Source organism: Azospirillum doebereinerae (genome assembly GCF_003989665.1).
GTDB lineage: Bacteria > Pseudomonadota > Alphaproteobacteria > Azospirillales > Azospirillaceae > Azospirillum > Azospirillum doebereinerae.
In genome coordinates, this window is the sequence record NZ_RZIJ01000016.1 from 122,336 (window position 1) to 145,697 (window position 23,362).

Consider the following 23,362-nt stretch of genomic DNA (forward strand, 5'->3'; position numbering starts at 1 on the left):
GCGCGGCGGCGTCCGCGCCGGAACCTCACGCTTCGTCGAGCAGCTTGTCCACCGTGATCGGCAGGTCGTTCACGCGCTTGCCGGTGGCGTGGAAGATGGCGTTGGCGATGGCCGCCGCCGTGCCGACGATGCCGATCTCGCCCAGCCCCTTCACCCCCAGCGGGCTGACCTTGTCGTCGTGCTCCTCTACGAACAGGACGTCGATGTCGGGGACGTCGGCGTTCACCGGGATGTGGTACTCGGCGAAATTGTGGTTCATCACCCGGCCCAGCTTGTGATCGTGCAGGGCCTCCTCCTCCAGCGCCATGCCGATGCCCATCACGACGCCGCCCAGGATCTGGCTGCGCGCCGTCTTCGGGTTCAGGATGCGGCCCGCCGCCACCGCGTTGACCACCCGGGTCACCCGCACGATGCCCAGCTCCTCGTCCACCCGCACCTCGGCGAAGACGGCGGAATGGGTGTAGGCGGCGTGGGTCAGCATGGTCTTCGGATCGGGCAGGACGGTCTCCTCCAGTTCGATCTTGTCAACCCCCGACGCCGCCATCACCGCGTCGATGGCGAGGCCCTGGTCCGGGTCGGCGGTCAGGAAGACGCGGCCATCGCGCACCGTCACCCGGTCGGGGTCGATGTTGGCGAGCGGCGAGTCCTCCAACCCGCGCGCCAGCCCGATCAGCGCGTCGCGCACCGACCGGCAGGCCGCGTCCACCGCCGCCCCGGACGAGGCGGCGGCCCAGGATCCACCCTCGATCGGCGAGGTCGGCAGCGAGGAATCGCCGATCAGCGTGGTGACCTTTTCCATCGGCACCCCCAGCGCGTCGGCGGCGATCTGGGTCAGGATGGTGTAGGTGCCGGTGCCGATGTCGGCCGTCGCGGTGGCGACGGTCAGGCGGCCGTCCGGGGTCAGGGTGGCGCGCGCGCTGCTCTTCATCATCATCGCCTCCCACACCCCGGTGGCGAAGCCGTAGCCGACCAGCTCGCTGCCCTCGCGCATGGAGCGGGGAGCCGGTTTGCGTTTCGACCAGCCGAAGCGTTCGGCCCCCTTGGCGTAGCAGGCGCGCAGCTCCTTGCTGGTGAAGGGCTTGTCCTCGTTCTGGTCGCGGTCGGTGTGGTTGCGCAGGCGCAGCTCGACGGGATCGATGCCGGTGGCGTGGGCCAACTCGTCCATCGCGATTTCCAGCGCGAAGACGCCGATGGTGGCGCCGGGCGCCCGCATGTCGCAGGGAGTCGACACGTCGAGCTGCGCCAGCCGGTAGGTCAGCGCCACGTTGTCGCAGCGGTAGAGCAGGCCCGACCAGTTGACGACGACCTCCTGGTAGTCCTCCAGCCGCGAGGTCTCGGCCACCGCGTCGTGCTGGACCGACACCAGTTTCCCGTCGCGCCCGGCGCCCAGCGTCACGATCTGGAGCGTCTCCGGCCGGTGCCCGAAGGTGAACATCTGGTCGCGCGTCAGCGACACCCGGACCGAGCGCTCCAGCTCCAGCGCCGCCATCACCGCCAGGAACACCTGATACTGCGGCCGCAGCCCGGAGCCGAAAGCACCGCCGACGAAGGGCGCCACCACCTGCACCTTGCTTGGCGACAGGCCGAAGACGCTGGCGATGTAGGACTGGCTGTTCTGGGCGCCTTGGGTCTTGTCGTGGACGACGATCCCGTCCTTGCCCTTCCACACCACGGTGGCGGCGTGCGGCTCCATCGGGTTGTGGTATTCGGCGGGGACGCGGCTTTCCTGGCGGACCTGCACCGGGGCCGAGGTGAAGGCCCCCGGGGCGTCGCCGCGCGGCTTGGGCGGCGGCTTGATGCCGCTGCGCTTCTTCGGCGGGACATAGGCCGTGTCACGCCGGGCGGCGAGGTCGGTGGCGTGCTCCTCGGTCTCGTACAGGACGCGCACCAGCGAGGCGGCGTCGCGCGCGATGTCCAGCGTCTCGGCCACCACCAGCGCGATGGGCTGCCCGCTGTGGAGGATGGTGTCGCTGTAGAGCGGGCGGAAGGGGTGGCCCGGCGGGGCCGTCTGGTCGCGGTGCTTGTAGTCGAACCACGCGGTGCGCGGGCGGTTCTCGTGGGTGAAGATCTTCAGGACGCCGGGCATGGCCATCGCGGCGTCGGTGTCGATGCGGGCGATGCGCCCCCGGGCGACGGCGCTGGACACGACCCAGCCATGGGCCAGATCGGGGGCGTCGAACTCGGCGGCGTAGCGGGCGGCGCCGGTCACCTTGGCGCGCCCGTCGACCCGGCTGCGCGGGGTTCCGACGAAGGGTGTGACGGTCGTCATGGGCTCGGGACCTCCCTTACTGGATGCGCTTGTCGGTCTGCGACTGCGGCGTGCCGGCGGCGGCCTGACGCAGGGCGCGGACGATGGCGCGCCGGGCGAGCGCGATCTTGAAGCCGTTGCCCGAACGCGGCACCGCCCCCGACAGGAGGTGATCGGCGGCCTTGCGGAAGCTGTCGTCGGTCGCCGGCTGGCCGCTCAGCAGGGCCTCGGCCGCCGGGTCGCGCCACGGCTTGTGGGCGACGCCGCCCAGCGCCAGCCGGGCGCGAACGATCCGCCCGCCGTCCATCGCCAACCCGGCCGCCACCGAGACCAGCGCGAAGGCGTAGGAGTGCCGGTCGCGCAGCTTGAGGTAGGTGTGGTGAGCGCCGAAATCGGCGGCCGGAATCTCCACGGCGGTGATCAGCTCGCCGGGCGCGAGCGTGGTGTCGATCTCCGGCCGGTCGTCGGGCAGGCGGTGGAACTCGGCGAAGGGAATGCGGCGGTCGCCGTTGGGGCCGGTGACCAGCACCGTCGCCTCCAGCGCGGCCAGCGCCACGCACAGATCCGACGGGTGGGTCGCGATGCAGCGCTCGCTGGTGCCGAGGATGGCGTGGTTGCGGTTGACGCCCTGGATGGCCGGGCAGCCGGTGCCGGGCTCGCGCTTGTTGCACGGCGTGGCCGGGTCGTAGAAGTAATGGCAGCGGGTCCGTTGCAGCAGGTTGCCGCCGGTCGTCGCCATGTTGCGCAGCTGCGGCGAGGCCCCGGCCAGCAGCGCGCTGGCGAGCAGCGGGAAGCGCTCCTGGACGCGGCGGTCGTAGGCCAGATCGGCGTTGCCGACCAGCGCGCCGACGCGCAAGGCACCGTCCGTCCCGTCCTCGACTTGGTCGAGCGGCAGGCGGGTGATGTCCACCAGATGGTCCGGCGTCTCGACGTCGTACTTCATCAGGTCGACGAGGTTGGTGCCCCCGGCGATGAAACGGGCGTCCGGATGGGCGGCGAAGGCTTGGATCGCCTCCGCCACGCTGCCGGCGCGGGTGTAGCCGAAGCGGTTCATTCCGCGGCCTCCCGTTGGGTCGACTGGGCGGCGAGCGCGTCCTGCACCGCCGCCACGATGTTGGCGTAGGCGCCGCAGCGGCAGAGATTGCCGCTCATCAGCTCCCGGATCTCTTCCGCGCTGTGCGCGTGGCCCTCGGCCATCAGCCCGACGGCGGAACAGAGCTGCCCCGGCGTGCAGTAGCCGCACTGGAAGGCGTCGCGGGCGATGAAGGCCTCCTGCACCGGGTGCAGCTGACCGTTCCGTGCCAGCCCTTCCACCGTGGTGACGGTGGCGCCGTCCTTCATGACCGCCAGCGTCAGGCAGGAGTTCACCCGCTTGCCGTCGACCAGCACGGTGCAGGCGCCGCATTGGCCGTGGTCGCAGCCCTTCTTGGTGCCGGTGAGCTTCAGATCCTCGCGCAGCAGGTCGAGCAGCGTGGTCCAGGGAGCGACGTCCAGGCGGTGCGCCGTGCCGTTGATCGTGAGGTCGATGGTGTGGGGAGCGATGGGCGGTGCCAACGGCGTCTCCTCTGGCATGAGGGCTGGGGACGCAGGGCAACACGCCCGCCGGAGGGAGGTTCCGGGGCCTTGAGCTTTTGGGGAGGGGGTGCTTTGGACCTCAGCCCCCCGAGGACTCTCGGCGCGCGGACTTCGTCAGCTGCGCGATGTAGATGCGCGCCAGCGATTTCAGGATCGGCGGCATGCCCGACAGCGCGTCGTCGAAGCTCTTCTTGTCGATGACCTCGCAGATCGAGCCGGCGCTGGCGACGGCGGTCACGTCGGGCGTCTGACCGGTCAGCAGGAAGATCTCCCCGAACAGTTGGCCGGGGCCGAAGGAGGCGATCTCCTCGCCCAGCGTGCCGAAGCCGCGCCGCACCCCGACCCGGCCCGATTGGATCAGATAGGCGGCGCTGAGCGGCTCGTTCGGGCTGTAGAAGACATAGCCCTCGCGGAACATCCGGCGGTCGACGACCTTCTGGAAGGAGGTGGTGGAGCGGAAATCCACCGCGTTGCCGATCCGCTCGGTCGCGGCGAGGCCGTAGTCGCGGCGGATGGCGGCGATCAGCCCTTGCAGGATGTAGGAGGCCAGCGGCGGGCTGCGTTTCAGCAGGCCCCGGAACGCCTCGCGGGTCACCTCCACGCACGTCACCTCGGTGAGCGAGCGGACGGTGGCGCTGCGTTCCCCGTCGTCGATCAGGGCCATCTCGCCGACCACCGCCCCCTTGCCCACCGTGCCCAGGCGCCGGGTGCCGGTGGGCGTCGTCAGCAGGATTTCCAGCTCCCCGGATTCGATCAGCCACGCCCGGTCGCCGCGCTCGCCCTGCCGCATGAAGACCATGCCGGCGGGCATGCTGTGGCGCTTGGGGCCGGGAGGGTCGGACTGGGGCATGACGAGGTCTCGCGGACGGGCGGAAACGGTTGTGGGGCGTGGCCGCTGTCCAACAGGCAGCCACGAAAGACGGCTCCACGCAACCGTGTTTTTCCCGGATGGGGTGCGCCCTGACCGTTGCGGGCGGTCAGAGCACGCCCATGTCGCCCGCGTCCAGCACGCCTTCCGGCAGGGTCAGCATCAGGCCGTCGAAGGGCTGCAACAGGACGCGCGGGTTGCGCGACGCGCCGCACACCCGGTACTCCAGCCGGACCGCCTCGATCCGCTCCGGCAGCATCCGCGCGTGGTCGGTGATGAGCTGCCACGCGAAGACGCAGGTGTTCGCCTCGTCCTGCGCCACGGCGTAGTCGTAGTCGCCGTAGCGGTTGCGGCGCCCGCCGTCGGCAACCTTCACCTCCATCTCGGGGAACTCGCGGTTCAGCGCCTTGGTGAGAGTCTCCATGGTGTAGAGCGGCACCGGGAAGACGCGCGCCGGCTGGACCAGCGCGCCGAACAGGCTGTCGGGCAGGGTCTGCACGTCCACGGTCAGGCGGTTCTCGCCCTCCAGCACGGTCGGGTTGCCCAGCACGGCGATGTAGGATTTGTAGACGGTGCCGGTGCTGCGCATGCGGGCGGCGAGGACGGGGAACTGCTGGCTTTCCGGCAACGTCACCGGCAGGGCGTCGGCCGTGATCCGCTGCCACGGCTTGGGCAGCTGGGTCGAGTTGTCGCGCACCCAGCCGGCGCAGCCCGCCGTCAGCAGGGCGGCGGCGAGGACGGACAGCCGAAGAAGCCTTGGAACGCCGGACATGCGGGTCGAGCCTTTACCAGTCGTGGTAGATGGTTTTCCAGGTGGTGAGAACGCCCTCGCGCGATTCCTCGGTGCTCAGGCGGTCGTCGACCCCCTTGAACACCTTGTAGGCCTCGTCGAAGCGGAACAGGTTGTACAGCGCCCAGCCGCGCAGGATGCTCAGGTTGCGCGGCTCCGTCTCCAGCTCCTTGCGGGCGTCGAGCAGGCGCAGCGCGTCGCGGTAGCGCATGTCCTCCAGCGCCCGGTTGGCCTCGGTCGCCAGCAGGCTGGCCCGGATCTCCGCCTTCTGGGCCGCCGTGATGTTCAGGCGCGGCAGATCCCGGTTCACGCCCACCGTGTCGCCGGCCGCCATGCGGGCCACCGTCTGACCGTAGGCGTTCTCCTGCGCCCGCGTCGCCGTGGGTGGCGTGATCGCTCCCGCCGTCGCCGCGTCGCGCGCCGCGCGGGCGGCGGCGCTGGGGTTCTGGGCCGGGGTCTTGGGCGCCGGCTCACGGGCGGCCAGCGCCTGTGCCTCGACGAAGGCGGCCTCGGCCTCCGAGGGGCGTTTCAGCTCCAGCAGGCACCAGCCGCGCTGCTGGACCAGGGCGGCGGTCTTGCCCCCCTTGGCGATGGCGCTCTGGACGGCGACCAGGCAGCCGGCGAAGTCGCGCCGGGCCAGCGTGCGGTCCAGCTCGCTCGGTCCCTGCGGCCCCGGACGGGCGCCGCCGCTGCTGCCGCGCGGCGGGTCCACCGCCTTCAACGCCTGATCGACGCGGGACGAGGTGCCGCGCCACGGCGCCCCGGCCTCGCGCGCCTCGGCCTTTTTGCCCAGCCCGTTGTAGGCGAGGATCAACCCCTCCGCCGCGCGGTCGGACGGGGTCCAGCCGTTGGCCTCACTGAACCAGGACTGCGCCAGGGCGTATTGCTTGCGGCTCTGGAAATACCAGCCGAGCGAGATGGCGCTGTCGGCGTCCCGCCGTTCGCGCACCGTGGTCTCCACCTGGGCCAGCTCGGTCGCCGACAGGTTGCCTTTGGCGTTGCCGGCGCGTTCCAGCAGGCGGCCGGTCTCGAGTTCCGCCTCCGCCGCGCGGACGCTGGCGTAATCCTCGCCGGGGGCCGGGTTGGCGGTGGCGCCCAGCGCGGTCAGCTCGCGCAGCTGCGCCGGGCTCAGATAGCGCGACGCCTTGAAGATGGTGTCGCGCCGCTCCTTGGCGCTGGGGCATTGGCTGACGACGGTCTTGTAGGTGTCGAAGGCCCGGTCGGTCTGCTTCAGCTCCGCATACGCCTCGGCCAGCCGCCACGCGTTGTCGAGGCGGTTGCAGGCCACCGCCTCCGGCTGGGCGGCGGCGGCGTCGACCACGTCCTGCCAGCGCTTGGTGTCGCTGGCGCTGCGCAGCCGGCCCGAGCCCTCGGCGAGGTCGAGTTCCTGCAACAGCTTGGCCGAGGGCTGCCAGGAGGGAGTCTTGCGGCGCTGCTCGGCGATGGCGGCGCGGGCCTCGGCGAACTTCCCGGCGGAGACTAGGGTCCAGAACGGGCTCTCGTCGACGCCGGAGGTCACCGGCTGCGGCGCGAACAGGTCCTTGGGCGGATCCCAGGAGGGATCGAGCGCGCGCAGCCGGGCGATCTCCGCCTCCAGCCGCTCGACGTCGCCGATGCGGGCGTAATAGCGCAACGCCGTCTCGTCCACTGTGCCGGGCTGGGGGGCGGTGCCGCTGCCGGGGGCGGGGGCGACCTCCACCTTGACGCCGGGGGCAAGCGCCCGCCCGCCGGGGCCGGACTGCGCCAGCGCCACGGGGGCCGCGACGAGCGGGACGACCATCAGGGCGCCGAGCAGCGGAACGGCGAGACGCATCATGGTTCGAACCCCAGGCTTTGCGCGGCGAGAGCGGCCATGTGGGCCAAGGTGGTCGAGTAGTAGTCCTCGTTCGGCCCGAAGGGCGGGACCGTCACCGCGTTGCCGGTGCTGGCGATCAGGCAGGTCAGCCGGTAGACCGCCAGCATGCCGACCGAGGCCGCGACCTGGGTCGTCGTGCCGCCGGGCAGCGACACCGTCGCCGGGATCGCCGTTCCGGCGTATCGGGCCGCCAGCATGGCGAAGGGGCGGAAGTAATAGGGATCGCGGTAGCCGTCCCAGGCGAGGTAGAGCGGCACCCGCACCGCGTCGTAGCCGTACTGCTTGCGGAAGCCCTCGGCCACCGTCGCGTTGCCCTGGGGATCGAGCGACAGCCAGTCCGGCGGCAGCTGGAACCCGCCGAAGCGCGCCTTGGACAGCAGCACCAGACCGCTGTCGGCGAGTTTGCCCCAGACCGCGCCGCCCGGCTGGGCCGCGAAGGCGCGCAGCGCCGGGAACACCCAGTAGCTGGGGTTGAGGACCAGGGAATCGCCCTTGCGGAAACCGTCGCGGCCGGGCAGCAGCACGGTCATCCCGGCCTGCTCCACCACCACGGCGGCGGCCAGCGCCTTCAGGATGGCGGCGGCGGCGGTCCGGTAGGCCTCGGCCTTCCAGCGCTCCGCTCCGCGCAGCAGCGCCCAGGCGATCAGGATGTCGCCGTCCGACGCGTTGTTGCGGTCGGTGACGCCGCCTTCGGGCTGCCAGCGCCACGCGGCCAGCCCGTCCTCGCGGACCATCAGGTTGCGCTGGGTCCAACCCCACAGGCGGTCGAAGGCGGCGCGGTCGTCCGCCGCTTCGGCCAGCAGCATGCCGTAGCCCTGCCCTTCCGAATGGCTGACGCCCTTGTTGCCGGAATCGACGATCCTTCCCTCGGGCAGCAGGAAGCGCTGGGCATAGTCGCGCCACGCCGCCCCGTCGAAGGGCTTGGCCCATACGGGCTTCGCCGCCACCAGAAGCCCGGCGGCGGCCGCCCCGATCAGCACCTCACGCCGCGATGGCGCCGTCATGACCCGCTCCGCTCCGCATGGCCGCGCTTCAGCAGCAACCGCATGCTGACCGTCAGCACCACCGCCGTCCCCAGCAGGAGGGCGAACAGAAGCTCAATCCGCTGCGACAGGTTGCGCGCAAGAATGAGGATCAGGTTGCCGATGTCAAAGGGATTGAGGATCACCTGATACGGGTGGGACGGCTCCAGCACCGTCATCGTCGGGGCGGCGCTGCTCCACAAGCCCCCGCCGCCGCGCAGCTTGTCCCATTGCCCGCCGTCGCCGAGCGCGCGCATGGCGCGGTCCATCGAGCGCGAATCCGACGCGGTCAGCAGCGTCCAGGTCAGCGGCTCGGTCCCCGGCGCCTTGTATTGCAGCAGGGCGGCCTCGGGCAGGGTCTCGGTGTTCTCGGTCAGGGCGACGACGTCCACCGGTGCCTCGACCACGGTCCAGCGGTTGACGTAGCGCGCCACCGCCGCCATCCCGCGCCGCGCCCAGTCGGGCACCCAGCCAGAGGACGCGGCGGCGGTGCCGTCCTTGGTCTCCGCCATGCGCTGCCAGCGGCTTTGCGCGCCGCTGTCGGCCGCCGGGGCGATGGGGGCAAGCGATCGGGGGGAGCCGCCGGGGCGGGTTGTGCCGCCGCCGGCCCAGGCGGTGCGCAGGCGATCCACCAGGGCGCGGCGGTCGTTCGCCGCCATCGGCTCGCCCCGCGCGCTGGCCTGGGCGATCAGGGAGCCGGCCTCCAGCAGCCCGGCCAGCCGGTCGGCCGGCAGCGGCGCGCTGGTGAAGACGCCCTGCGGCAGGGCCGCGATCGGGCCGACGATCAGGGCGTTGGCATCCGGCCCGCTGTCCCAGCCGGTGTAGGGCACGACGCGCAGCAACTCACCGGAGCGCTGGGCCAGCCGCGCCGCCATCGTCCAGGCGGCGCCGAACCACGCCGGCTCCTTGCCGACCACCACGAGGTCGAAGGGCTCCACCGGGTCGCGTCCGGCCATCCCGCCGTAGGGATAGGCGGTCTGCGCGGTGGTCGCGAGGTTGGGCAGGGTGGCCAGCCGGGCGAAGCCGGGGATCTCGATGGTGGAGCTGTCGAGCAGCGTGAAGCTCGGCCGCCGCACCGCGAAGACGCAGTCGGTGCCGCCGGCCGGGGGAAGCTCGGCCTCGACCTCGATCACGTTGAGGCCGGGGCGGAACAGCGCCATCGGCAACTGCATCTCGCCGTTCTCGATGATGCCGCTCGACCGCTTGTCGATCTCCATCGCTGTGGCGGCGGCGCCGTTGACGCGGACGTTCAGGATGGCGCCGGGGCCGAGGTTGCCCTCGAAGGCGCCGTCGACGTGGAACAGCACGGCGCGGTCGCTGACCGGTGCGAAACCGGCCGGCAGGGTCAAGGTGAACTGGCCGGTGTAGCGGTAGCCGCTGTGCTGGACGGTGGGGAACCCCAGATCCGACAGACGGTAGCGCCCCTCCGCCTGCACCGGGCGCGGCGGCGGCTGGACGGGGGCGGCGTCGGTGATAAGGGCGGTGGCCTGGGTCGGCAGCGCGCGGTTCACGTCGGCCAGCCGCATCACCGCCAGATCGACCTCCGCCGGGGTGCGGCCCGAGGCGACGCCGACGAAGGCGCCGCCGGCGACTCCGGCTCCAGCGCCGCCCGGCGGGGCGGGACCGCCGGCCACGGGGTAGACCGCCAGGAACGGCCCGGTGATCGCCGCCGCGCGGGCCTCGCCCAGCAGGGGGGCGATCTGGTCGCGGGTGCCGATCAGGATGTTCTTCGCGCCCGGCAGCGGCAGGGTGTCGAGGGGCGAGCCGCTGGCGGCGGCGGAGGCGGCGGCGGCGGGCGCGCCGGCCGGCGCGGGGCGCACCGGCGGGACCGGCACGGCGACGACGCGCGGCGACTGGTCGCCCAGCAGCAGGCCGTAGCTCTGCGCCACCATGGCGCCCCAGCCGAGATGGTCGGGATCGACCTCGGTGCCGATCTTCAGGATCGCCAGGGGATCGCGCGCGCGGTCCGACGCCATCATCAACTGCCGCATCATCGCCAGATCGGGATCCGGCACGCCGCCGTCCGACACCAGCGTCAGCGAGGAGGCCGCCAGATTGACCCGCGCCCACAGGTCGTAGGTGCCGCGCACCGTGCAGATGGCGCGGTGCTGGGCGTTGGTCTGGAAGACGATCTGGTTCTCGCCCGGCCGCATCAGGCTCGCCGGCAGGGTGATCGTCGCGTTGACCGGCCCCCGGAAGGCCGAGAGCGGCAGCTCCGCCACGGCGGCGCCGTTGATGAAGACGGCCAGCGCCCCCTTGTCCGGCAGGATGTCGATGCCGTTCTCGTAGGTCAGCGTCAGCAGCACCGACGACAGCGGGCCGGTCGGCGGGATGAAGGCGCGCAGCGCCACCGTCTCGCTCTCGCCGTGCAGGGTGACCTCGGGCTGGCCGTCGCGCAGGTTGGACAGCGGGATGACCCGGCGGTCGAGCGCCTGGGCCGGTGCCGCCACCGCCAAGGTCCACAGCCAGACGGCCAGCCCCAGCGCCCAGAAGCCTTTTCCGGCAGGCCCCTTTCCGGTGGTGCGGCTCATGGCGCCCGGAAGGTGAGGATGCGGAACACGGCGCCCGGCAGGGCCAGCAGCACATGGCCCAGACGCGGCAGGACCTGGGTCACGAAGAACAGCAGCCCGCCGAAGAAGGTCGGGGCCCGCACCCGCTTGCGGTCGAGGAAATCGTCCCAGCCGACGCTGTTGCCGAAGACGAAGCGGGCCATCTCGACGATGTCCTGTCGGTCGCGCGGCGCGAAGCCGGCGCCGACCGACAGCGTGCCGCCCCGCATCTCCAGCCGGTGGATCCGCACGCCGGTGGTGGTCGCGGATTCCGTCTCGGTCGCGGTGATGGTCAGGACCGGATTCTCGGTCTGGGACAGGCGGTCGCGCCAGCGGCCCTCCACGTCCATGCCGACCCCCCCGGCCGACACGTCGGCGACGGTCACGTCGATGGTCGTCCCGTCGGCGAAGGCCAGCACCGCCGGGCGTTCCATGGTGAAGCGTTCCTGCCGGCGGACGCGCTTGCGCTCGTAGACCACCGCCAGACCGCCCAGCGCCAGGACGAAGCTCAGCAGGGTCCACACCGCGACCGGCAGGATGGCGGCCCGGTGCTCCGGGAAGATGGCGTAGCGCCAGGCGCAGGCCCCCAGGCCCAGCGCCAGCAGGAAGGTGACGACGATGAAGGGCGTCGCCAGCGGCGAGAAGCCGTCCTCGTCCACCGACTGGCCCTTGGCGGTCACCTTGAACACCGGGTTGCGCGGCCGGATGATGGTCGCCAGCGCTGCGCGCGAGACGTGGAAGCTTTGCAGATACTCGTAGAGTTCCGAGAACAGCGGCCAACGCATCCGCCCGTGCAGGAACTGCGACAGGAAGGCGGCGGCGAAGACGTGCGGAATCACGAAGCAGGCGAAGTCCGGCAGGTTGATCCGGTAGATCTCCAGCCCGAACAGCGAATAGCACAGCGGCGACAGCAGGAAGATCGGCCGCCAGAACCAGAAGAACCAGTACAGCATCGTGCTGAGGTAGCACAGGCGCTGCGGCACGGTCAGGCCGCGCTTGAACAGCGGGTTCTTCAGCAGGAAGAGCTGGATCATGCCCTGCGTCCAGCGCGAGCGCTGGACGATGAAGCTGTCGAAGGTCTCCGGCTGCAGCCCGGCGATCAGCGGGCGCGGCAGATAGACGCTGCGCCAGCCGCGCGAATGCAGCTCCAGCGCGGTCTCGCAATCCTCGGTGATGGTCTCGCCGGCGAAGCCGCCGACCTCCTCCAGCGCCGCGCGGCGCAGGACGGCGGCCGAGCCGCAGAAGAAGGCCCCGTTCCAGCGGTCGAGCCCCGGCTGGATCGAGTAGTAGAACATCTCGTTCTCGCTCGGCATCCGCTCGAAGGTGCCGAGGTTGTATTCGACCGGGTCCGGGTTGACGAAGAAATGCGGGGTCTGGACCAGGAACAGGCCGGAGTCCTTCTGGAAGAAGCCGACCGTCGCCTGGAGGATGCCGACCGTCGGCACGTGGTCGGCGTCGAGAATCAGAACCAGATCGCCGTCGGTCTGCGTGAAGGCGTGGTTGATGTTGCCGGCCTTGGCGTGCTCGTTGCGCGCGCGGGTCATGTAGGTGACGTGCAGCCGCTCGCACAGCGCCGTCAGGGTCGTCCGCCGCTCGCGCGCCGAGGCCGCGGCCTCCGGGTTGGCCTGGGTCGTCTTCTGGTCGGTGCCGCCGTCGTCCAGCAGGTAGACCCGGAGCTTGTCCTTCGGGTAGTCGATGGAGACGGCGGCGGCCAGCGTCGTCTCCAGCAGCTCCGCGTCCTCGTTGTAGGAGGGGATGTAGACGTCCACCGTGGGCCAGAAGGCCGGGTCGCCGGTCGGCTCCGACGGCTCGCGGCTCAAGGGATCGATGATGACGAACAGCGAGGTCAGGAACAGGACGAAGGACAGCGCCTCGGCCGCGAACAGGGTGACGCCGGGGATGAAGTTCACGAGGTCGTCGACCGGCGGCATCGTGCCGGTCAGGCGCCAGAAGAAATAGCGGAAGGTGACGAAGGCGAGCAGCAGCACGGTGAGGGTGCGCGCGTGCCAGAACTTCTGCGCGAAGCGGCCGAGCACGAAGGCGGCGACCACCACCGCCACCGAGATCGCCACGCTGGCGACGCGCCCCACCGGCAAGGCGGCCAAAGCAAGAAACAACCCCGCGGAAAGCAACAGGAGAACCCAAAGCAGCACGCCGCGAACGGAAAAGCGTCGGCTGCGCGGGTTCGGCTGGCGCTTTGCTTGCGGCGTCTTATTGTTCAGCGGCCGAACAACAGTCTTGGCGCTTGGGGAGGATGTCATGCCAGTCCGCGAAATGATCGGTCGGTAACATAAACAGCCCTCCCTTATGGCTCAAGCTCCCTTACAATTCGTTACGACTGCATGGTGGGTATTGCCTGGGTCGCGCTGGGGTTTGCGTCATTTCCGCCGTGGAACGGAGTGAAACCGGAAGCGCTTACCGGGCACTCTCCTCCCGGCCGTTAAAAACAACGGCGAATCGGCGCCGTCACTCCTCCGGTGCGCCGGGATACGGGGCGGATTTCAGCAGGCGGGCGAGATGGGCGGCGTTGCGGGCCAGGGTGGCGGTGGTGACGGCCACCATCTTGGGCGTCTCGGGCAAATCGCGGTAATCCTTGCCCTGCATCGCCTCGCCCACCCAATAGGTCCCGGCCCCGGCGGCCAGCGTGAAGCCGACGTCGTTGAGCGCCTGGTAGAGTTCGGCGTGGACGTGATGGGCGCCGTCCTCGTTGCCGACCACGGCGACGGCGGCGACCTTGCCGAAGGACGGCATGCGGCCCTGCCCGTCGGTCTCGTCGAAGAAGGCGTCCATCCGCTCCAGCACCCGCTTGCAGACCGAGGAGGGCTGGCCCAGCCAGATCGGCGTGCCGACCAGCAGGATGTCGGCCGCCAGCACGCGACGGCGCAACTCCGGCCACGCGTCGCCCGGCCCCTCGTCGGAGGTGACGCCGGGTTTGATGTCGAGCCCGGCCACGCGCACGATCTCGCCGGTCACGCCGAAGCCGGACAGCGCGGCGAGGATCTCCCCGAGCAGCCGGTCGGTGGAGGACGGCGTGTCGGAGGTCTTCAGGGAACAGTTCAGGGCCAGGGCGCGCAGTTCCGTCATGGGTCGGTCCTTACCGGTCGTTGGGCAACGACGGAAGTGGACCGGATGATGAGGCTGGCAACACGGCGGCGGAACCTTTACCACCATCGCGCATCATGGCCTCCAGGGCATGGCGATCCGGCCCGGAACAACCCCCAGCAAGGGCGTTCCGGCGTGTCGCCAAAATCGGGTTTCAGGGCTTGTCCTTCTTCAGTTTCGTAATATTTGGAGTCTTAACCGACCGATAATGTCCAGACCTCCACAGTCCCTGTTGCGCGGTATCCAGATAACAGTAGGATTCGCAATTTGACTGAGGCAATGGAGCAATCGGCGATTCCTTCACCTCTCTTTCGGGCGGGCTCCGGGCATCATCGGCGTTGCGCGCGGTAGGCCCCCTCACCCAGGCGCCAAGCGATGCTTCGAAAACGAACCATTCGAGTGGAACCGTCTCCCGATGGGAGCAGTCGAGCACACCTCTGTAGGGCTTCCAAAGCGCAGCAGACAAATCCGAGCGCGACGGATCATAGTTCGGCTCCGTGCCGATCCGGCCGCGACACGCCACCAGCAAGGCGCGTCGGCCGTCGGCCCTGCCCCGCCGCCAATTCGCGGGGGCCTTGCCCAACCATCCGCCCGACGTTGCTCACGGGTTTTCAAACAATCGCGCTCCGGCAGAGCCGAGGCGGCGCACGGCGCAGGGAAAAGCCGCGCGAACGCCTGTGCCGAGCGTCCATCGGGGGAAAACGGACATGCCGAACCGCATCCGCGTCATCATCCACAACCACAGCCGGTTGTTGCGTGAATCCATGCTGAACATCCTGGATGGGGCCTTCGAGGTCATCGACCCGCAGGCCCGTCTGAATGGCGCGCAGGACCGGCTGGGCGATCGTCTGAACGGCGCGCAGGACCGGGCGACCGCATCGTCGCCGATCCGGGTGAATGGAAACGCGGCGTGGGATGGGCGTCCGCCGGACATCGTGCTGTTCGACCTTCCGTCCTTGAAGGTGGATGCCTGGAACTTCCGCTCCTGGTATGGGGAAAAGGCCCAGCTCGCGATGATCGCGGACGAATTCTCGCCCCACTACATGCGGGTGGCGTTGCGGTTCGGGGTGCGCGGCTATCTGCTGAACCGCATGTCCTCGACCGCCTTCGTGCTGGCGCTGCGCCTGATCCACGAGGGCGAGCCGGTCTTTCCCGAGGAAAGCCTGGAGCATTTCTCGCCCGCCCCGATCCGCAAGGCTCCCGACGACGGCAGCCTGCCGGTTCAGGAGACCGAATTGTTCGGCTATCCCGGCCTCTACCCACGCCATGCCCGCATCCTGAAGCTGATCATGGACGGCAACAGCAACAAGGAGATCGCCCGCGAGCTGGACCTCACCGAGGATCTGGTGAAGCTGCACGTCCGCCACATCATGCAGACGATCAACGTGCGCAACCGCACCCAGGCGGCGCTGTGGGCGGCGCAGAGCGGCATCATCCAGGACATGGAGTATTTCGCCGAGCGCACCGGATCGTGAGTGCTTTCAAAAGCCTGCGAATATTTTCAACGAAGGGCAAAAACCGGAGGCAGAGAAAGAAAAATACTGAACGCCGACTGTTTGTTGCAAAAGCGGTTCCGGTCCAACGGCAAACTCCACGCCGGGGCCGCGATCCTGCCTTGCGCGGATGGGCGGGCGGCAAGGGGTGACGGAGGCCGGGTTTGCCGCCATGGTGGGCAGGACCGCTCCGCCGCCCCCGCCGCTTTCGCCAGAGACAACCCGTCCGCATGCCGCCGCTTTCCACGCTCGCCCTTCTGTCCGACGCCTTTTCCGTGATCGCGCCGGTGTTCCTGGTAGCCGCCATCGGCTATGGCTGGAACCGGGCCAAGCTGCCCTACGACAGCGCCTTCATCACCACCTTCGCCATCAACGTGTCCTCGCCCTGCCTGGTGTTCTCGGCGCTGACCCGCCTGCACCTGAGCGGCGCCGTGATGGGCGAGATGGCGGTCGCGGCGACCGCCTGCATCGTGCTGGCCGGGCTGCTCTCCGTCCCGTTCATGCTGGCGGCAAGGCTGCCGGTCAGCGTCTACCTGCCCTCCATGGCCTTTCCCAACGCCGGCAACCTCGGTCTGCCGGTCTGCCTGTTCGCCTTCGGGGAGGAGGGGCTGAGCCTCGCCGTGCTGTTCTTCGCGGTGATGTCGGTGTCGCAGTTCACGCTGGGGCCGGCGCTGGCCTCCGGGCGCTTCGATCCGGGGCAGATGATCCGCACCCCGTCGATCCACGCGGTGTGGCTCGCCGTGCTCTGCCAATTGACCGGCTTCACCCCGCCGCAATGGGCCTCCAACACCACGACGCTGCTCGGCAACTGCGCGGTGCCGCTGATGCTGCTGGCGCTGGGCGTGGCGCTGTCCAAGCTGCAACTGTCGGGCGCGCTGCGGACGCTGTCGATGTCGGCGCTGCGGCTGGTGCTGGGGTTCGGGGTCGGGTTGCTGGTCTGCTGGGCGATGGGGCTGACCGGGGTGACGCGCGGCGTCGTGCTGCTGCAAAGCTCCATGCCGGTCGCCGTGTTCAACTATCTGTGGGCACTGCGCTACGGCAACCGGCCCGAGGACGTGGCCGGGCTGGTGCTGGGATCGACGGCGATGGCCTTCATCGCCCTGCCGGCCCTGCTGATGATGGTGATGCAATAGAAACGACTGAAGGAAAGGGAAACGCGCGATGGCGAACAGGCAGCACCGCTACGGCGTCCGGCTCGATTGGACGGGCAATCTGGGCAACGGCACCTCGTCCTACCGGGGCTACAGCCGCGACCACAGCCTGAGCGCGCCGGGCAAGCCGGCGATCCTCGGCACGTCCGACCCGGCCTTCCGCGGCGATCCCGCCCGCTGGAACCCGGAGGAGACGCTGGTCGGCGCGCTGTCCGCCTGCCACCAGCTCTGGTATCTGGCGCTCTGCTCCACCAACGGGATCGTCGTCACCGCCTACGAGGACGACGCCGAGGGCGTGATGGAGGAGGAGGCCGGCGGCGCCGGGCAGTTCACCGGCGTGGTGCTGCGCCCGCGCGTCACGCTGGCGCCGGGGTCCGACCGGGACAAGGCGCTGGCCCTGCACCACGACGCGTCGGCGAAATGCTTCATCGCCCGGTCGGTGAACTTCCCCGTGACCCACGAGCCGGTCGTGACGGTGGAGGCGGGCTGATCACGTCCCGAGCAGGCGTTCGAACAGGTCGTCCGGCCCCATCTGGCCGCCCTTGAGCATCAGCTCGATGCCGTCCGTGGCCGGGTCGTCGCCGTGGGTGCGGCTGACGGTGACGCCGGGGGCCAGTGCCGTACGGTAGGACAGCCCCCAGCAGCCCAAGGCGCGCACCGCCATGCTGGAGGTGTCGCCACCGGCGATGCCGACCCGGCGCAGCGGCACCGCGCGCAGCACCGCCGCCACGAAGTTGGCCGTCGCCGCCGCCACGTCGGCCGCCCGCCCGGTGTCGGCCGTGGCCGCGTCGGCGGGCGCCGTCCACACCAGCGTGTGGCGACCGGCGCGGAGCGTGGCGGTGACCTGCGCCAGCAGGGTCTCGGTGTAGGCCGGATCGCCGCACAGCCGCGCCGCGTCGGCCTGGACACGGTCGAAGGACGGCGCGGAGTCGATCTGCCGCCGCGTCACCGGCGACAGGCTGCCGGCCATGACGAAGACCGGGCCATCCGCCGGGGCCAGCGGGGTGTCCGCGAAGGCCGGCGAAGCGGCTTCGGCGTCCCAATGCGCGGTCAGCGCCTGGGCGACGCTGCTAGGACCCACGGCCAGCAGCGGGGCCTTCAGGGCATGGGTCCAGATCAGGCGCCCGGCGACGGCCAGATCGGGGACGCGCCCGATGTCCAGCAGCACGGCCGGTGGCTCGGAGGCCAGAAGCCGGTCCAGCGTGGCGTCAATGGCGCCGTCGTAATCCGGGTAATGCAGCGCCGCCATACCCTCCAGCCCCTGTGCCGCGAGGTGGAGGCGCAGGTCGGCCTCGGTCATCGGGGTGACCGGGTGCACCCGCATGGTCGGGTGGCGGTCGATCCGATGGACCGTGCCCCCGGTCCCGGCGGCGGCGAAGAGCGTGCTGAACAGGCAGTAGCGCCCGATGTTCGGCTGACCGCCGACCACCGGCAGGAAGGGGTTGGCGAAGGACGCCCGCAGGGCGCGGACGGCGGCGCCCAAACTGCCCACATGCGGCGCGCTGTCGAAGGTCGAGCAGCACTTGTAGTGCATGACCCGGACGCCGAGTTCGGCGAAGAAGCGCCCGACCGGCTCCAGCTCCGCCGTCATGGCCTCGGGGGCCATGGTGCGCGAGGCCCCGGCGATCCCCACCGCGTCGAGCGGACCGGCCGAGGCCAGCCGCCGCGCGTCCGGCCGGTCGAGGAACAGCAGCGCCCGCCGTCCGGCCATCGCCAGGGCGGCCAACGTGTCGGTCGCCCCGGTGAAGTCGTCGCCGTACCAGCCAAGCCTTGGGCCAAGCAGCGGTGCGGTGCCGTTCCGGTCCATGCCTCAGCCCTTCTTGCCGAAGAAGTCGAGCGCGCGGCGCAGTTCCGCGTGGTCGCGCGCCGCCACGTCGAGGCTCACCCCGGCGCGCACCGCGTCCCAGGCCTGACGGATGCTGAGCACGCCGGCGGCCGGGCCGTCGGGATGCGCCATGATGCCGCCGCCGGACATGAACAGCAGGTCGGCGGTGCCGACCGCCTCCCAGGTCACCGGGACCGTTCCCGCCCATTGGCCGGAGGAGAAGGCCGGCATCACCGCGTCGTCGGTGCCCTCGGCCAGCGGCGCCAGCGAGGCGCGCGCGCCGTCGATCACCTCCGCGTCGGGCTGGGCGAACTTGCCGTTCAGGCCGTGGACGTGCATGTGGTCCACGCCGGCCAACCGCCACAGCGCCTGATAGGCGTCGAAGCCGATGCCCAGCAGCGGGTGCCGAGAGAAGGCGCCGAAGCCGTTGCGGTGCCCGTGCAGCGCCAGCCCGCTGTGCCGGCGCAGCGTCTGCACGGCGGAATAGCCGCACCAGTTCAGGCTGACCATGACGCAGCTTCCGCCCTCGCGCTCCACGAGGTCGGCGTGGCGGCGCATGGCGTCGGTCTCGTCGGTGATGTTGAAGGCGACCATCACGTGCTTGCCGGTGCGGTCCTGGTGGCGGCGCACCCGCGCCATCACCGCCGGAATCCGCTGGGCCAGCGGCGCGTGGGCCGGGTCGGCGCAGATCTCGTCGTCCTTGATGAAGTCGAGACCGGCCGCGCACAGCGTGCCGACCAGTTCGCCGGTCTGCTCGGCCGACAGCCCGACGTTGGGCTTGATGATCGAGCCGACCAGCGGCCCCTCGGCCACCCCGGTCAGCCGCCGGGTGCCGGCGACGCCGTGGCGCGGCATGTCGAACTGGCGGCGGTAGGCGGCGGGAAGCTTGACGTCGACCAGCCGCAGCCCGGTGACCTCGCCCAGATCGTAGAGGTTTCCGGCCACCGTCGCCGCCAGCGTCGGCAGATTCGGGCCGATGTTGGCGGTGGGGAAGGAGATCCGGATGCGGGCGCGCCGCCACGGACCGGGCGTGCGCTGCCGTTCCAGCCAGGTGTTGGGCAGGCTGGGGGTGTCGGCGGGCGGAAGCTCCTCCACCGACTCCACGATGGCGCGGGCGCGGGCGCGCAGGTCGTCGGTCTCGCCATGGACGCGGGTGAAGGTGCCGCAGGACTGCTCGCCCGCCATCACCTCCGCGACCTTGGCGGGGTCGAGCGGCGTTTCGATCAGGTAGCTGGCTTCGATCATGTCGGCCATGGGTCGGACCGCCTTACAGGGTGCTGAGATCGGGGAAGGGGCGGACCGGATCGCGGCCGTCCCAGTCGATCGAGGCGTTGCGGATCAGGTCGAACATCTTGCCCTTCGGCCCCGCGACCTCGGACAGCTCGATCACCGTGCCGGGGTGGTATTCGGTGTCGAAATAGACGAAGCGGCCCTTCTCGCCGACCTCGCCGCTCATCACCGCCTTGAAGCCCTGGGCGGTCAGGCGGGCGAGGTCGGCGTCGTAGTTCTCGGTCCAGTAGGCGACGTGCTGGAGGCCGGTGTTCCCCGCCTTCAGGAAGTCGCGGTACATCGAGGGCGCGTCGTTGCGGGTCTGGATCAGCTCCATCTGCAACGGGCCGGAGTTGGCCAGCGCCACCGAGTTGTGGACCTCGTAGGATTCGCCCCGGTAGGTGTATTTCTTGATCGGAACCCGTTCGTTGTAGAACCAGGGACCGATGCCGAGCGTGCGGCTCCAGTAGTCCATGGCGGCCTCGATGTCGTGCACCACGTAGCCAGCCTGACGGATCTGGCCGAAGAATCGGCTCATTGCGAACTCCCGAAGGTAAAATGTGTGAGGTGGTCGGACTGGCTCAGCGGGCCAGGAAGCCGGTGGAAATCCAGGGAATGGCGGCGACCACGATCAGGCCGACCAGCAGGGCCGCGACGTAGCCCCAGATGTGCTTGAGACCCTCGTCGGGGTGCACCTTGCTGATGGCGCAGGCGCCGTAGTAGCCGACGCCGAAGGGCGGCGCGAACAGGCCGATGCCCATGGCGAAGATGACGACCATCGCGTAGTGCACCTCGTGCACCCCGGCGGCGCGCGCGATGGGGAACAGCAGCGGCCCGAAGAGGACGATGGCGGGGATGCCCTCCAGCACGCTGCCCAGGATGATGAAGGCGACGATGGAGATGGCAAGGAAGCCGTAGGCGCCGCCCGGAATGCCGGCCATCCAGGCCGCCAGATCCTGCGAGAAGCCCGATTGCGTCAGCCCCCAGGCCATCGCGGTGGCGCAGCCGACGATGAAGATGATAGCGCCCGTCAAGGAGGCCGTCTCGATCAGCATCGGCTTCAGCCGGCGCCAATCGAACTGGCGGTAGACCAGCAGGCCCATCAGCGTGGAATAGGCGATGCCGATGGTGGAGACCTCGGTCGCCGTCGCCACGCCCTCGACCACGGCGGCGCGGATGACGAAGGGCAGCGCGATGGCGGGCAGCGCGATGGCGGCGAGCTTGGCGACCTCGGCCTTGGGCGTGCGGGCGACGTGGCTCAGATCCTCGTGCCGGTAGCGCCACCAGACGACGGCGCAGAGCGCCACGCCGAGGACGAGGCCGGGCAGCATGCCGCCGGTGAACAGCGCCGCGATCGACACGCCGGTGACCGAGCCGATGGTGATCAGCACGATGCTGGGCGGGATGGTCTCGGTCTGCGCGCCGGTGGCCGAGAGCAACGCCACCAGATCGCCCGGAGGGGCGCCGCGCTTCTTCATCTCCGGGAACAGCACCGGGGCGATGGCCGCCATGTCGGCGATCTTCGAGCCGGAGATGCCCGACACCAGATACATCGCGCCGATCAGCACGTAGGAGAGACCGCCGCGCACATGGCCCAGCAGGCTGGCGAGGAAGCCGATCATGGCGCGCGCCATGCCGGTCATCTCGATCAGCAGCCCGAGGAAGATGAACAGCGGCACCGCCAGCAGGATCAGGTGCGACATGCCCTCGTCGAGCCGCCCGACCATGACCAGCAGCGGCGTGCCGGTGGTCAGCGCCAGATAGCCGAAGGTGGCGAGCGCGAAGGAGAAGGCGATGGGCACCCCGGCGAAGACGTTCACCGCGACCAGCCCGACGAAGAAGATCAGCAGGTTGGCCTGCCCCAACGGCTTGAGCACCGGTCCGGCCGTCCAGAAGGCCCCGACCACGGCGGCGGTGATCGCCACGGCGGCCAGCACGGTCGCCGGGCGGGCGACGCGCATCAGCCGGAAGACGGCGGCGATCATCATCAGCGCCAGCCCGACCGGCAGCGCCGAGGCGCGCCACGCGTTGCTGATCTCCAGCGCCGGGGTGACGATGAAGTGCTCCTCCATCGCGTAATCGACCGCGTGGTAGAGGATCATGCCGAGAAAGGCGACGGGCGCCGTGATCGCCAGCGTCTCCAGCAGGGCGCGGGGTTGCGGGCCGACCCGGCTGACCAGACCGGTCATCCGCATGTGCTCGCCCCGGCGCAGCGCCACGACGGCGCCCAGCATCGACAGCCACAGGAAGAGGATCGAGGCCAGCTCGTCCGACCACACCAGCGGCGTGTGGAAGACGTAGCGGGCGGTGACACCGGCCAGCAGGACGACGACCTCGACCAGGACCAGGAGCCCCGCCAGGGTCTCCACCCCGACGGACAGGCCACGGTCGAGCCGCCGCGCCAGATCGGCGAAGGCGCCGCCTCCGGGATCGGCGTAGAGGGACACGGGCTCGGACGCGGGATGGGACATGGGGGGCTCCTTGACAAGGGGGCTTTGCGCGGGAGGGGGACGATCAGGCGAGCTTGCCGACCGCCGCCTCCAGCAGGCCCCAGGCCTCGTCGCCGAAGCGGCCCTTCCATTCCGAATAGAAGCCGGCCTCGCGCAGCTTGGCGCGGAAGCTGTCGGGCGCCGGCGCGTTGAAGGCCAGACCCTTGGAGGCCAGATCGGCCTGCACCGACTGGTTCAGCCCCTTGATGTCGCCGCGCTGGGCGAGGCCGGCGTCGTTGATCGCGCCCGCCACGATGGTCTGCAAGTCCGGCGGCAGCCCGCGCCAGGCGCGGCCGTTGGCGATGAACCAGTAGCCGTCCCAGATGTGGTTGGTCAGCGCGCAGCTCTTCTGCACCTCGTAGAGCTTGGCGACCTGGATGATGGGGAGCGGGTTCTCCTGCGCGTCGACGATGCGGGTCTGCAGCGAGGAGTAGACCTCGCTGAACTGCAAGCTGGCCGGCGAGGAGCCAAGCGACTTGAACATCGAGATGCTGAGCGGGCTGACCGGCACGCGGATCTTCAGGCCGTCCATGTTGGCGACCGTCTCGATGGGCGCGCCGCTGGTGGTCATCTGGCGGAAGCCGTTGTCCCACATCTTCTCGAAGGCGTAGAGGCCGACCTTGGAGATCGCCTCGCGGACATGGGCGCCGAGGCCGCCGTCCATCGCCTTCCACACCTGGTCGTAATCGGAGAAGGCGAAGCCGACCGCGTTGATCGCGGCCACCGGCACCAGCGTCGCGATGACCAGCGCCGAGGGCGTGAAGAAGGTCAGGCCGCCGCTGCGGACCTGGCTCAGCATGTCGGTGTCGCCGCCGAGCTGGTTGTTCGGGAAGATCTTGATGGTGACGCGGCCCTTCGTCTCCTTCTCGATGCGGTCGGCGGCTTCCTGGGCGCGGATGTTCAGCGGGTGGGTCAGCGGCAGGTTGTTGCCGTATTTCAGCTCGAACTCGGCGGCGCGCGCGATGTGCGGCATGCCGATGACGGCGCCGGCGGCCCCGATGGCGGGAGCAGCGGCGAGGCCTTTCAAAATGGTGCGGCGGTTCAGGATGCTCATCGTCGTTCCTCCCTTGCGTTTTCTGATGCGATCTGATGTGAATTGATGATTGTTGGAGTGACGGTAGGTCCA

At 70.2% G+C, this 23,362-nt stretch carries 18 protein-coding genes; 3 read left to right on the forward strand and 15 right to left on the reverse strand.

Annotated features, from left to right (window positions below; genetic code table 11):
* Positions 1-25: 25 nt before the first annotated feature.
* The 10 genes from EJ913_RS19450 to EJ913_RS19495 all read right to left on the reverse strand — a co-directional run bounded on the left by EJ913_RS19450 (position 26) and on the right by EJ913_RS19495 (position 13,991).
* Complete coding sequence (locus EJ913_RS19450; protein WP_127000904.1) at positions 26-2,269, reverse strand: xanthine dehydrogenase family protein molybdopterin-binding subunit; 2,244 nt, start codon at positions 2,267-2,269, stop codon at positions 26-28.
* Positions 2,270-2,285: 16 nt separating this feature from the next.
* Positions 2,286-3,302: an FAD binding domain-containing protein gene (locus EJ913_RS19455; RefSeq protein ID WP_127000906.1), complete on the reverse strand. Its 1,017-nt coding sequence runs from the start codon at positions 3,300-3,302 to the stop codon at positions 2,286-2,288.
* Positions 3,299-3,802, reverse strand: coding sequence for a (2Fe-2S)-binding protein (locus tag EJ913_RS19460; RefSeq protein WP_420797541.1), 504 nt, complete (start codon positions 3,800-3,802; stop codon positions 3,299-3,301). The genes EJ913_RS19455 and EJ913_RS19460 overlap by 4 nt, the downstream gene beginning before the upstream one ends.
* 100 nt (positions 3,803-3,902) lie before the next feature.
* Entirely contained in the window at positions 3,903-4,673 is a 771-nt protein-coding gene (locus EJ913_RS19465) for a Crp/Fnr family transcriptional regulator (protein ID WP_127000909.1), read from the reverse strand.
* Between the two features lie 127 nt (positions 4,674-4,800).
* Positions 4,801-5,463 carry a cellulose biosynthesis protein BcsN gene (gene bcsN / locus EJ913_RS19470; RefSeq protein WP_127000911.1) on the reverse strand — a complete coding sequence of 221 codons (663 nt, stop codon included), beginning with the start codon at positions 5,461-5,463 and terminating at the stop codon, positions 4,801-4,803.
* Positions 5,464-5,476: 13 nt separating this feature from the next.
* A complete protein-coding gene (locus tag EJ913_RS19475; RefSeq protein WP_244939421.1) occupies positions 5,477-7,297 on the reverse strand; it encodes a tetratricopeptide repeat protein in 1,821 nt (606 codons plus the stop codon).
* Positions 7,294-8,340, reverse strand: coding sequence for a family 8 glycosyl hydrolase (locus EJ913_RS19480; RefSeq protein WP_127000913.1), 1,047 nt, complete (start codon positions 8,338-8,340; stop codon positions 7,294-7,296). Before EJ913_RS19480 ends, EJ913_RS19475 begins: the two co-directional genes overlap by 4 nt.
* Entirely contained in the window at positions 8,337-10,889 is a 2,553-nt protein-coding gene (locus tag EJ913_RS19485; RefSeq protein WP_127000915.1) for a cellulose biosynthesis cyclic di-GMP-binding regulatory protein BcsB, read from the reverse strand. Before EJ913_RS19485 ends, EJ913_RS19480 begins: the two co-directional genes overlap by 4 nt.
* Entirely contained in the window at positions 10,886-13,168 is a 2,283-nt protein-coding gene (gene bcsA, locus EJ913_RS19490) for a UDP-forming cellulose synthase catalytic subunit (RefSeq protein ID WP_127000917.1), read from the reverse strand. The genes EJ913_RS19485 and bcsA overlap by 4 nt, the downstream gene beginning before the upstream one ends.
* A gap of 205 nt (positions 13,169-13,373) precedes the next feature.
* Positions 13,374-13,991 (reverse strand): flavodoxin family protein, encoded by a 618-nt coding sequence (locus tag EJ913_RS19495; protein ID WP_127000919.1) that lies wholly within the window; start codon positions 13,989-13,991, stop codon positions 13,374-13,376.
* Positions 13,992-14,716: 725 nt separating this feature from the next.
* Here EJ913_RS19495 and EJ913_RS19500 point away from each other — a divergent pair.
* The 3 genes from EJ913_RS19500 (at position 14,717) to EJ913_RS19510 (ending at position 17,143) form a co-directional block, all read left to right on the forward strand.
* Entirely contained in the window at positions 14,717-15,484 is a 768-nt protein-coding gene (locus tag EJ913_RS19500) for a LuxR C-terminal-related transcriptional regulator (protein WP_127000921.1), read from the forward strand.
* Between the two features lie 248 nt (positions 15,485-15,732).
* Positions 15,733-16,635, forward strand: coding sequence for an AEC family transporter (locus tag EJ913_RS19505; protein WP_127000923.1), 903 nt, complete (start codon positions 15,733-15,735; stop codon positions 16,633-16,635).
* Between the two features lie 28 nt (positions 16,636-16,663).
* Positions 16,664-17,143, forward strand: coding sequence for an OsmC family protein (locus tag EJ913_RS19510; protein ID WP_127000925.1), 480 nt, complete (start codon positions 16,664-16,666; stop codon positions 17,141-17,143).
* Here EJ913_RS19510 and EJ913_RS19515 read toward each other — a convergent pair whose 3' ends face one another.
* The 5 genes from EJ913_RS19515 to EJ913_RS19535 are packed head-to-tail and all read right to left on the reverse strand — an operon-like array spanning position 17,144 to position 23,290.
* Complete coding sequence (locus tag EJ913_RS19515; RefSeq protein WP_127000927.1) at positions 17,144-18,460, reverse strand: four-carbon acid sugar kinase family protein; 1,317 nt, start codon at positions 18,458-18,460, stop codon at positions 17,144-17,146.
* Positions 18,461-18,463: 3 nt separating this feature from the next.
* Positions 18,464-19,732 (reverse strand): ribulose-bisphosphate carboxylase large subunit family protein, encoded by a 1,269-nt coding sequence (locus EJ913_RS19520; protein WP_127000929.1) that lies wholly within the window; start codon positions 19,730-19,732, stop codon positions 18,464-18,466.
* Positions 19,733-19,745: 13 nt separating this feature from the next.
* Positions 19,746-20,285 carry a VOC family protein gene (locus EJ913_RS19525; protein WP_127000931.1) on the reverse strand — a complete coding sequence of 180 codons (540 nt, stop codon included), beginning with the start codon at positions 20,283-20,285 and terminating at the stop codon, positions 19,746-19,748.
* A gap of 43 nt (positions 20,286-20,328) precedes the next feature.
* Entirely contained in the window at positions 20,329-22,218 is a 1,890-nt protein-coding gene (locus EJ913_RS19530; protein WP_127000933.1) for a TRAP transporter large permease, read from the reverse strand.
* Between the two features lie 43 nt (positions 22,219-22,261).
* A complete protein-coding gene (locus EJ913_RS19535) occupies positions 22,262-23,290 on the reverse strand; it encodes a TRAP transporter substrate-binding protein (protein WP_127000935.1) in 1,029 nt (342 codons plus the stop codon).
* Positions 23,291-23,362 lie beyond the last annotated feature (72 nt).